The following is an 11,087-nucleotide window of genomic DNA, read 5'->3' as shown; positions in this document are numbered from 1 at the left end:
TGAGACGGACCACCGCCCTGCGCCCCGCCGAAATTGCCGCCGCCGCCGTGAAAGCCACCTCCTCCGCCGCCACCGCCACCGCCACCATGGAAGCCTCCTCCCCCACCTCCATGAATGCTGGTGCGCGCGCTGCCACGAAACCCAAAGGCAAACGTCGAGGTCGAGGTCGCCGAAAACACCACGGCGAGCGCAATACCCGTCAATCGCATCAGTGGTTTCATTGCGCATCTCCCTGTTGGTCGTCACCCGTCGTAGTCGGCGCCCGCATCGGAATCTCCCTCGCGCCAGGGCCCGGATGGAACGTGAAGGTCCCAGCTTCGAAGGTGGGATTCACCGTCCACTCATAGTTGACCGCATGCTGTGGCCGGGACGGCTGGGTCGTATCCGTGACGACAAACCGGCATGGCAATGGCCGCGCACCGGCCTGGATCCAGAGCTCCCAGTCGAGGCCCGGCTGCTGATACGCGTAGTGGTTGCACCACTTGCCTTCGACCTTGTCGAGCCCGATAAACAGCGCGCTAGTCAGCGACTTTTCGTCGTCAGACTGCTCGCCCCAGTAGAACAGGTCGACGAGCGGAAGCTGGACACCGTACTTGTCGTCAGCATCTGCGATCAGCTCGCGAATGGTGGGCGGCGCCGGCACCTTGCTGTAGTAATGAAGGGTGTCGTTGAACAGGACGAAGGTATGGCCGTCGTAGATCAGGCCCTTCGGCGCACGGCTTCCCGTAACGACAACCCGGACCTTGTTGGGACGCTGCACCGACATCTCCGTGCGATGCAGAAACCCGACGTTCTGCCCAGTCGTCAGCACGGCGTCGGTCACGCTATCGGCCTCGATACGGAAGCTCTTCAGGCTGCGCAGGTAGTTGCCGAGCTTGTTCAGCGCGTCGACAGCCTGCGACTGCACCTCTGGTTGCGTCTGAGCCGGCTCGTCGCTCCCGGACGTGGGGGCCTGGGCGAGCACTACGGGGGCACCGACCAGCGCCGCCAGCGCGGAACCCATCAGGACCATGCGCCGCACCCGCAAGGCAGGCTCGCTGTCATGACGCGAAATAAACAGGTTCACTATGCTCTCCTAAATCATTGAAACGTTGCACTGACCCGGCGTTCGAAGCGGGCAGCCTGCTGTACGGCTCTCTATCCGCGCCTGTGCTCAAGCGCGAATTGCCATTTCCGACTCCACAGTCGCCCGGGAGTCAATCGACGGTCAAACGGACAAATCCATTTATATCGAATTCCAAAACAATTGATGTTTTTCTGTCAGAGAATGGTGGTGAAATTGAAATTCGCGACAAAAAATAATAGATAAAGTGGCGATACCTCATGATCCTTCATCGTTCGCGCATTAAAATAAGAGAATGAGGTGATGGAGCGCCGCACGATGTCTCTCAACGAGAAGCGGCAGGCAGACGGTGAACCCAGTGTGGATTGAGTTTCTGCAACATTCTGCAGACCATGTAAAAGTGTTATTGGATGCTAGCAAACGTCTTGCCGAACATCAAGCGTCATTAAGGTGATATCGGAACAAGAAATAATCGAGAGGATTGTTTCAATCTGACGGAACTATGCATCCCCGCACGCTTATTCATAGGAAAAATGAAAAAATCACAGACGCAATTATTTTTATCTCATTCCAACACATTCAATAAAAAATCATTTATTAGTAATGCTATCCGCCCCTGTGCGGCCGTTTCCTGGGTTCAGTGACAACGGCTGGGCATGGTTTTCCAGATGGAACGCTCGCATTGCCTATGCGCCCGGACTTTGACGGACGGTCAACCTATGCCCTCCCGAACCGAAGAGCTTCCCACTGTCGTCCGGCGCATGAGCGCGGGCCAGATGCTGATGGCGGGTTCTTCGGTCAGCGCGGTGGCCGACGCCCTTCATCTGTCGACCGCCACCGTCAAACGCTACAAGGCCATACTGGAGAGCGGCGGCCTCGATGCGTTGAAGAAGATGAGCGTCGGTGGCCGCTCGTCCGCGCTCGACGCCGCGGCGCTCGAATGGGTCGCTGCCGCACTGCGCGGCTCCGCGCGCGAACACGGTTTCCCGAGCGATGCATGGACCAACGTGCGCTTGCGCGAGCTGATCTCCGCGCGCTTCGGAGTGCAGTACTCGCGCGTCTACGCCTGGCAGATCGCGACCAACCTGGGGCTCGGCCACCGGCTGTCAAAATCGAGCCGTTGAACGAGTCCGTCATCCTCCTCTGCTCATGCTCCTCACAAACGCCAGATGTCCTTCAACCTGCCGAATTCGGCTGGCCGGGTAAAGGAACGGTACAACTCGCCCACCGTGCCGAATGCAAGGGCCGGCTTGAGCGTCGCGCCGGGCAGCGCCTGGGTGATGCAGTCGTAGGCATTCATGTCGCGCTGTTCGGCATGCACAGCGTCGGTCAGTGCGATCAACGCCTTGTCGGCCGAATGGCTTCCAAGGTCCATGAAGCAACTCTCGAACGGGTGTTTCGCGGCAATCGTGGGGCGTACAGCGGTGGTTCGGCTGCTCACATCGGTCTCCTACGGGGGTTGTCCCTTTCCGTGTAACAGATCGATGTGACAATGGATCGAACCTCCACGGAAATTCAGTTTGAATTTTATGGACGGGTTGCCGACGCGCAACAGGCTTAAGGCCATTCGAGCGACGTTCGAGGCGGCGCCGTATTCTGGGGTTTCATAGAAAATGCATGCCGCATGTAAATCGGTCCTTATATTCGATCGATTATGTCAGCGTTTTGACACAGCACGTTCGCCTTCCCCGACCGGATCGGCCAGAAGCTCACCCCGCAAGCGATTCGAATATTTTCGACCCGGAATGCATGATTCTGAATAGTTAAATCGGCCTGATGATTACACGTCATTCCCGCAGGGACTCCGGATTTCCTCGAAATTATTTACTGCCTGACTTTTAAAAATCAAAAAATTAAATCAATATGAGAGCGAGCGCATATAAAATCGCGACTCAAAATCCAGCAAGTCTGTGAGTTTTACCCAAAATGAATAAAAGAAAACATCCGGCCCGGCGAGGTTCCAGCGGGAAATCGGCAGCGAAAGCCATACTCCTGCCGCTTACGCTCCAGTCCATCCGAGAGCGGTCGTTGCGCTGCCATCTCGCACTGGAAGCGTTGCGCGCCGGATCGGGGAACGGTCATCTGTTGAGCGAACTGATTCATGTCCTGTACGTGGCCTGGTATCTGCAGGAAGCGGGCTTCGGCACGGCTGACGCCACGCTCTATGCGCATGCGGAGCAGGCACTTGAGCGCAGCGCGGCGCGGGCCACCGGGGCAGATGTCTGGCGCCTGGAAGACGCCGAAGCCCTTGCGCTGGAACGGTTACTGGCGCTGCACGACCAGCAGTTGCAGGAGACTCCCGTCAAGGTGATACGGGACGTGCACAAGCGTCTCGCCCGTTTTGCGCAAAGCGACCGGACTGCGCCGTGGCAAAAAAATGGCCCCGTCATCTTGCGATAGCGGGGCCGAGACCCATGTCAAGGAGTGAGTCATGGAGGAGACGGGCCAATCATAGCGGCGCCTCCCGTCCGCAGCCAACGAAGCGTTTTCGCTTTGCTTATCCATGCCCGCTTCAGGTGCATTTCGCGGCGCCCCTGCATCGATAACCCTCCCGGCGTATATCGTTAGAACGAAAAGTCGCTTCGTGCTGCTAGTATCGGTCACTAAGATGGCGGTTTAAGTCCGCGGGTTGAGTCCCGTTTGCCGGGCGAGTTTGCGCGCAGCCCTGCGCCGCGCCCCCGGCAACCGCTACCGAAGGAGCATTTCGTTGACCAGTTTCGATCACCAACGCCGGCCACTTGTCATCGGCATCGGCGGCACCACGCGTGCAGCATCGTCGACCGAGCGTGCCCTCGGTTTTGCACTGCGCGGCGCAGAAGCCGCCGGTGCGCGCACCCGCCTGTTCGGCGGCACGTTCCTGCATAGCCTGCCGCACTACGCTCCTGAAGACGCTCAAAGGACCGACGCACAGCTCGAACTGATCGAAGCCGTGCGCGAAGCGGACGCGCTGATCATCGCCACCCCCGGCTATCATGGCGGCGTCTCCGGTCTCGTGAAGAATGCGCTCGACACGCTCGAAGAACTGCGTGCCGACGAGCGCCCTTACCTCGACGGCCGTGCAGTCGGCTGCGTGGTCACGGCCTATGGCTGGCAAGCCGCCGGTTCGGTGCTGACGTCGCTGCGCTCGATCGTGCATGCCTTGCGCGGCTGGCCCACGCCGTTTGGCGCCGGCATCAATACGCTCGAGACGCGCTTCGAAACCGTCGATACCTGCTCCGACCCGAAAGTGGTCGACCAGCTCGCTACAGTCGGCCAGCAGGCCGCGCAGTTCGCCCTCGCGTTTAGTACGCAGCACACGTCGGTGCCTCGGGGTGCAGCGCCCGAGGGCCGCACGGCCAAGGTGTTCACGCTCGCCAGCTAACAGGCACGCGAAGGTACGCGGCGCCCCGGCGCCACGCCGCAAATCAAGCGGCGCCGCTACCTGCATCGGCATACGCCGCCAAAGCCACAACACGCCTGAATCAACCCTAAAAAAGCGCCAACACGCTGCGTGTGCCAAGTAACAGACAGGCAGCACGGCGCGCCGGATAGTGGTCTCGACGCATCCGGGGTCGCCTCATCCGAAATTGCGAAGACAGTTCCAGGTCGAGCGTAATTTGCTTGCGACGAATGATTGGTTCACTGGCGAGGCTACCGCGCCTACGCTTGTTCCTGCCCGCCGACCCTCCGGTCGACACTATGCGTCTGGCTTCCATTGCAACGCACATGGGCAGAAACATCGCCAAAATCATGAATCGACAAGCTATCCAATACAAAGGTTACGAGGTCGCTCCGGTCGCACAGCAACTGCCCAATGGGCTGTTCGCCGCGAATCTGACCATCGGCAAAACCACTGCAGATCCGAGCCGGGCACATTCGTTCGACGCACTCGACTATTTCTTCGACGAAGAACATGCGGTCGCTTACGCGTTCCGCTGGGGACGCATGTGGATCGACAACCATCAATGACCAATACGTGACACGCACCAGTGGGAGCTGGTGTGCCGGTTGGGTTTGACCTGAACAGAACGGCCATGCGCCGGTCTGCTCGATGACGCGTCTGGAATGGCTGTGACAGAATAGGCGTCATTCGAGGAGATCTCACGCATGACATGGACCGTCGACGAACAGTTGGCCCTAACGGCAACGCAAGCGGTGACTGCGATCCAGACCGGCCGGCTGAAAGCCACGGACTATATCGCCACGTTACTCGCTCGCGCCGCGGCGCTTTCGACCCTCAACGCCCTCACTGCGCTCAACATGGAGGGCGCGCTCGATGCGGCCAGGCGGATCGACGCCATGACACCTGAAGCGCGCTCGGCATTACCGCTTGCGGGTCTACCGATCGTCGTCAAGGACAACATCAATACGGAAGGGCTCGTCACTTCGGCCGGTACCCCCGCGCTGGAAGACTTCGTGCCGCGCGCCAATGCGCCCACCGTACAGCGCCTGCTCGACGCGGGCGTGATCGTGCTCGGCAAGGCCAACATGCACGAGCTCGCGTGCGGCATCACCAGCACCAATTTCGCGCCGCATGCCGGTCACGTGCGCAACCCTTACGATCCGGGCCTGATTCCGGGCGGCTCATCGGGCGGCACCGCCGCCGCCATTGCGGCGCGCATCGTGCCGGCCGGACTCGGCACCGATACGAGCGGCTCCATCCGCATTCCTGCGGCGCTGACCGGTACGGCCGGCTTTCGTCCATCGGTAGGCGATGGGGGCGCAGAGCGCCGCTATCACGATCCAGACGCCGTGGTCCCAATCAGCCATACGCGCGATACCGTCGGGCCCATGGCGCGCGATGTCGCCGACCTTGCGCTGCTGGACGGCGTCGTGACCGGTGCCGGGCCGTTGCCTGAGGTTGCGCTGAGCGGTCTGCGCGTCGGCTTGCCGGCGCCGCTATGGGACGGACTGGAGTACGCGCTGGAAGACGTCGTACGGCACGCGCTGACGCGGCTCGAGGCGGCTGGTGTAACGTTGGTGCCGGTCGGGATGGACGAGTTGTTGCAACTGAGCAGCAAGGTCAGTTCGGCGGTGGCGATTCACGAAGCGCATGTGGATGTGCCGGCATGGCTCGTCGCCAACGATGCGCCGGTCAAAACGCTGGCCGAGCTGGCCGCACGTATTGCCAGCCCGGATGTACGCGACATCTACGATTCGGTGCTCGCCGACCCGCTCGCACATGAGTATCAGGATGCCCTGACCGTATGGCGGCCACAGCTTCAGCAACTGTATGCCCAGACCTTCGCCACGCAACAGCTCGATGCACTGTTGTTCCCGACCACCCGCCTCGCCGCGGTGCCGATCGATGACCTCGCAGGTTCGTCGGCCGTGTCGATTAACGGCGGCGCACCCATCGACGAAATGGACGCTTATCTGCGCAACGTCCAGCCGGCTAGCAACGCGGGCATTCCGGGCCTGTCGCTGGCTGCAGGCTTGACCGCTGAAGGTTTGCCGGTCGGTCTCGCACTAGACGGCCCGCTGGGAAGCGACCGGCGGCTGCTGGCCATCGGCGTGGCGTTAGAGCAGTTGCTCGGCGCGCTACCGGCGCCGACGCTTTGATGCGCGCGCGGAGAGGCTCAGCGGCCGCTGACGGCCGCTTGCGCGAGTCAGCTCGCACGGTCCAGACCGGAAGGAACTTTAGCGGCCGCGCACGTCTCGCGATGGCCAAGGCGGCCGCTCTGGTGGCAGTCGCTGTCGTAGCAAGCAGTTGCGCCGAGCTTGCTGCGGCCGATCCTGACGCGCTATGGAAAATCGTCGGCGGACAATGCGTGCCCGAAGCGCGCGCCAGCGGCCATCCTGGTCAATGCACGAGCGTGGACCTGGCTGGCCACTACGCGATTCTGAAAGACATCAGCGGCCGCAGCCAGCATCTGCTGATTCCGACTGAGCGCGTCACCGGCATCGAAAGCCCGAGCATCGTCGCGCCCAATGCGCCGGATTATTGGGCCGACGGCTGGAGCTCACGCAATACCGTGGAAGCATCGCTGAAGCAACCACTCGCCGCCGATCAGTTCGGACTGGAAATCAATTCGGAGTATCGCCGTTCGCAACAGCAACTGCATATTCATATGGATTGCATGCGCACGGATATCATCGACGCGCTGGCGCCTTACCGCCATGATCAGCCTGGCCAATGGCACTGGGAGACGATAGACGGCGCTCGCTACCGGATCATGCACGTCACCAGTCTGTCGCAAGACAACGACCCGTTCCGCATCGTTGCGCGCGATCACCCGGACTCGCAGTCGATGGCGACGCAGACGATCCTCGTCACCGGCGCAGGACCTTCTGCCGACCAGGACGGCTGGCTCGTGCTCAATAGCGGACTGGACGTGGACAATGGCAGCGGCACCGCTGAAGGCTTGCTCGATCATGCCTGCCATCTGGCCGCCGCTCATTAACGCGTAGTTGGCTTCTGCGTAGCTGGCGGCCACCTGGTCAACCTCGCTCGTCAGCCAAGCTCACTCGGCCTCGTTCGAACCGCCATCAACAGCGACACTCACCAACCAGCGGCGAATCACACTCTCCTCTGCAGCGTTGAAACCCGCGAGAATCTGCTGCTCGATCGCTTTCACGCGCGAGCGGCATTGCTTGAGCAGCGCCTTGCCGGCCTCCGTGACATCGATATGCTGAATGCGGCCGTGAACTGCATGAGGCCGCCGGGCGATTGCGCCGCTGCGCAACAGGTTCGCGACGATCACGCTGACGGTTTGCGGCGTGAGCATGGCGAGGCGGGCAACGTCCGCATTCGATAACCCGGGGTACGCCACCAGCATCGTCAACACCGTGAACTGCGGCGGCGTCACGCCGAGGTCGGCCAACGCCCGCTCCATGCGCAACCGGTGAGCGCCCCCCGCCTGACGCAGCAGGTAGCCGATATACCCCTCCTCACCGCGCTTGCCCTCGCCAATGCGGGGTACGTCGGATCGATCGTGTGTGGCGGCCGGTTTGTGCATGGGTATCAGACGTATTGGAAGTATCAGAACTCGAATATTTTAACGTTCGTGCTCTGATACTAACCGGTAACACGGCGCGGGGACAGCGGGCCCCGACACCCCGCGCCACCGTCCTAAGCGCTTTTTCGCAGATGCTTTGCGAAACAAATTGGTTCGTCGCAGATGCAGCTCCCCGTAGGATCGGTTTTAACGCGTCTTCTGACGCCCCCTGCATCCTGATCCGGCCCGACCCGTACTCTGCCGATGGCGATTTACCTCGACGACAAGCAACGCGAAGCCTTGGCGCGCATGAGCGCGAGCTGGACATGGCGCACAGAATGGCCGACCTGGGTGTTGATCGTCACGATTTACGTCGGATGGTTCGGCATCGCGACGCACGCGCGTAGCCTGGGGCTGCCGCTCACCACCGGTCTGCTGGCGTTGTTGAGCGCCTGGTATATGTCCTTGCAGCACGAATTGCTACACGGCCACCCTACGCGTTCGCGCCTCGTCAACGGCCTTCTCGGTTTCGCCCCGCTCGCCGTCTGGTTCCCGTATGGCATCTACCGCAATTCGCATCTGCGCCATCACGACGACGTGCATTTGACACGCCCCGAGCACGACCCGGAAAGCTACTTCGTCACCGGCGAAACGTGGCAACGTGCAGGCACCGCGACACGCGCGCTGCTGATGTTACGCAATACGTTTGTCGGGCGCTTGCTGGTAGGGCCGGCCTTCGCGATCGCTGCGACGACCATCGACGCGATGCGCAAGGTCGGTCGTGGCGACTGGCGCGAGGTCCCGTTGTGGCTCGCCCATGGCGCATCCCTCGGCGGCCTTGCGTGGTGGCTGCACACAGCTTGCGGAATACCTGTGTGGCTGTTTATGCTCGGCATCGGCTACGGCGCGTTGTCGTTGAGTTCGGTCCGCTCGTTCCACGAGCATCGTGTAGCCGAAGCTGTCGAGCACCGCACCGTGCTCAACGAAGCTGCGTGGTTCTGGCGTCTGCTGTTTTTGAACAACAACTATCATGCTGTGCATCACGACTTACCGCACATACCGTGGTTTGCACTGCGCGGAGTCTATGAAGCGTCCCACCACCAATACATAGAACGCTCGGGAGGCTTTCTGGTAAGGGGCTACTGCGAATGGTTGAGGCTCTTTACATTCGTTCCAGTCGCGCATCCGGCGCATGACAGTCTGTCCGATCTCATCCAAAGGAATCCGCCTGCTTCCGCCAGTTTTGCGGGTAAATTGCGGGTTAAATTCATGGTGGTTATCCCTCCCAGCCATGACTCGTCACCCTAACTGGCTGTAACCGCCACGTTGGCCCGCGCCTTATGCAATTTTTTGTAGCTGTCGATCAGGCGGTGGTGCCTATCGAGACCCTCCAGCTTCATACTCGTTGGCGTGAGCCCGAAGAATCGCACGCTGCCGTCCACGGCCCCCATTACCGCGTCCATCCGGGCGTTGCCAAACATCCGACGTAAGTTGACCACGTAGTCGTCCAGTTCCAGGTCGTCATCGAGCAGCACCTCTAGCACCACATTCAGGGCCTGGTAAAACAATCCGCGCTCGACCGTGTTGTCGTTGTACTGCAGGAATGCGCCCACCAGTTCTTGCGCCTCCTCGAATTGCTGCAAGGCGAGCTGAATCAGCAGCTTCAACTCGAGAACTGTTAGCTGCCCCCAGTCCGTATTCTCGTCAAATTCGATGCCGATCAAAGTGGCGATATCGGAGTGCTCGTCCAGCTCACTGTTCTCCAACCGCTCAAGCAGGGCTGCCAGCGCGGCATCGTCCAGTCGATGCAAGTTCAAAATATCGGCGCGGAACAGCAGCGCCTTGTTTGTGTTGTCCCAGATCAAATCTTCTACCGGGTAAACTTCCGAATAATCGGGCACCAGAATCCGGCAGGCGACGGCACCCAGTTGGTCATACACCGCCATGTAAGATTCTTTGCCCATGTCTTCGAGAATGCCGAACAAGGTTGCTGCTTCGTCGGAGTTGGAGTTTCCACCCTGGCCAGAAAAATCCCACTCAACAAACTCGAAATTCGCTTTGGCGCTGAAAAAGCGCCACGACACCACACCGCTGGAATCGATGAAGTGCTCAACAAAGTTATTGGGTTCAGTCACGGCGTTACTGACAAAGGTGGGCTGAGGTAAATCGTTCAGGCCTTCAAAACTGCGCCCCTGTAGCAATTCCGTTAGACTTCGTTCCAGAGCGACCTCGAAGCTTGGGTGCGCGCCGAACGAGGCAAAGACACCGCCTGTGCGCGGGTTCATCAAGGTGACGCACATCACCGGATAGGTCCCACCCAGCGACGCGTCCTTTACCAGCACCGGAAAGCCCTGCTCTTCCAATCCCTGAATCCCGGCCAGAATGCCAGGGTATTTCGCCAGCACTTCGTGCGGCACATCAGGCAGTGCGATTTCACCTTCCAGAATTTCGCGCTTCACCGCCCGTTCGAAAATTTCGGACAGACATTGCACCTGCGCTTCGGCCAGCGTATTACCGGCACTCATGCCATTGCTGACGTACAGGTTTTCGATCAGGTTGGACGGAAAGTACACCACTTCGCCGTCCGACTGCCGCACGAACGGCAGCGAACAGATACCGCGCTGCACGTTGCCGGAGTTGGTGTCGACCAGATGCGAGCCACGCAACTCGCCGTCGGGGTTGTAAATCTCCAGACAGTACGCATCCAGAATCTCAGCCGGCAGCGCATCCTTACGGCCGGGCTTGAACCAGCGCTCGTTCGGGTAATGTACGAACTCCGCGTTGGCGATGTCTTCGCCCCAAAACGCACCACCATAGAAATGGTTGCAATTCAGGCGCTCGATAAACTCTCCCAACGCTGACGCCAACGCGCTTTCTTTGGTCGCTCCCTTGCCATTGGTAAAACACATCGGCGAGTGCGCATCGCGGATATGCAGCGACCACACATTGGGAACGATAGTGCGCCACGAAGCGATTTCAATCTTCATGCCCAGGTCCGCCAATCTGCCCGACATAATGGCGATGGTTTGCTCCAACGGCAGATCCTTGCCCGCAATATAGGTGCTCGCGTCAGAAGCCGGCTTCAACATCAGCAAGGACTGAGCATC

General features: G+C 60.3%; 12 protein-coding genes. 7 read left to right on the top strand and 5 right to left on the bottom strand.

The annotated features are described in order from the left end of the window. A partial coding sequence (locus M0954_RS11410) for a hypothetical protein (protein WP_297353252.1) occupies nt 1–221 on the bottom strand: 221 nt, incomplete at its 3' end. Next, complete coding sequence (locus tag M0954_RS11405) at nt 218–1,066, bottom strand: DUF2092 domain-containing protein (protein ID WP_297353250.1); 849 nt, start codon at nt 1,064–1,066, stop codon at nt 218–220. The genes M0954_RS11410 and M0954_RS11405, both read right to left, overlap by 4 nt. Before the next feature lie 716 nt (nt 1,067–1,782). On the opposite strand from M0954_RS11405, the gene M0954_RS11400 reads away from it, so the two are divergent. After that, nucleotides 1,783–2,187 (top strand): helix-turn-helix domain-containing protein, encoded by a 405-nt coding sequence (locus M0954_RS11400; RefSeq protein WP_297353248.1) that lies wholly within the window; start codon nt 1,783–1,785, stop codon nt 2,185–2,187. A 32-nt stretch (nt 2,188–2,219) separates the two neighbouring features. On the opposite strand, the gene M0954_RS11395 is transcribed toward M0954_RS11400, so the two are convergent. Continuing rightward, nucleotides 2,220–2,504: a hypothetical protein gene (locus M0954_RS11395; protein ID WP_297353246.1), complete on the bottom strand. Its 285-nt coding sequence runs from the start codon at nt 2,502–2,504 to the stop codon at nt 2,220–2,222. 587 nt (nt 2,505–3,091) lie between these two features. Between M0954_RS11395 and M0954_RS11390 the strand changes: the two genes are divergently transcribed. The 5 genes from M0954_RS11390 to M0954_RS11370 all read left to right on the top strand — a co-directional run bounded on the left by M0954_RS11390 (nt 3,092) and on the right by M0954_RS11370 (nt 7,446). Then, entirely contained in the window at nt 3,092–3,463 is a 372-nt protein-coding gene (locus tag M0954_RS11390; protein WP_133894935.1) for a hypothetical protein, read from the top strand. Nucleotides 3,464–3,770: 307 nt separating this feature from the next. Continuing rightward, a complete protein-coding gene (locus M0954_RS11385) occupies nt 3,771–4,424 on the top strand; it encodes an NADPH-dependent FMN reductase (protein WP_123387439.1) in 654 nt (217 codons plus the stop codon). Between the two features lie 368 nt (nt 4,425–4,792). Continuing rightward, nucleotides 4,793–5,011, top strand: coding sequence for a transcriptional regulator (locus tag M0954_RS11380; protein WP_122159624.1), 219 nt, complete (start codon nt 4,793–4,795; stop codon nt 5,009–5,011). A gap of 138 nt (nt 5,012–5,149) precedes the next feature. Then, nucleotides 5,150–6,604 (top strand): indoleacetamide hydrolase, encoded by a 1,455-nt coding sequence (gene iaaH / locus M0954_RS11375; RefSeq protein WP_297353244.1) that lies wholly within the window; start codon nt 5,150–5,152, stop codon nt 6,602–6,604. A 101-nt stretch (nt 6,605–6,705) separates the two neighbouring features. Continuing rightward, entirely contained in the window at nt 6,706–7,446 is a 741-nt protein-coding gene (locus M0954_RS11370; protein WP_297353254.1) for a CDP-diacylglycerol diphosphatase, read from the top strand. Nucleotides 7,447–7,506: 60 nt separating this feature from the next. Here the strand turns inward: M0954_RS11370 and M0954_RS11365 are convergent, their stop codons facing one another. After that, entirely contained in the window at nt 7,507–8,001 is a 495-nt protein-coding gene (locus tag M0954_RS11365) for a MarR family winged helix-turn-helix transcriptional regulator (RefSeq protein ID WP_297353242.1), read from the bottom strand. Between the two features lie 243 nt (nt 8,002–8,244). On the opposite strand from M0954_RS11365, the gene M0954_RS11360 reads away from it, so the two are divergent. After that, the gene (locus M0954_RS11360; protein ID WP_297353240.1) at nt 8,245–9,288 is read left to right on the top strand and encodes a fatty acid desaturase; all 1,044 of its coding nucleotides are present in this window, start codon (nt 8,245–8,247) and stop codon (nt 9,286–9,288) included. Here the strand turns inward: M0954_RS11360 and M0954_RS11355 are convergent. Then, nucleotides 9,285–11,087 (bottom strand): OsmC domain/YcaO domain-containing protein (locus M0954_RS11355; protein ID WP_297353238.1); only part of this gene is annotated, 1,803 nt, incomplete at its 5' end. The genes M0954_RS11360 and M0954_RS11355 overlap by 4 nt on opposite strands.

Source organism: Paraburkholderia sp. (assembly GCF_026225065.1).
In the GTDB taxonomy this organism is placed as follows: domain Bacteria; phylum Pseudomonadota; class Gammaproteobacteria; order Burkholderiales; family Burkholderiaceae; genus Paraburkholderia.
The sequence above is the reverse complement of the archived record's forward strand: the minus strand, read 5'-3'. Positions and strand labels throughout refer to the sequence as shown.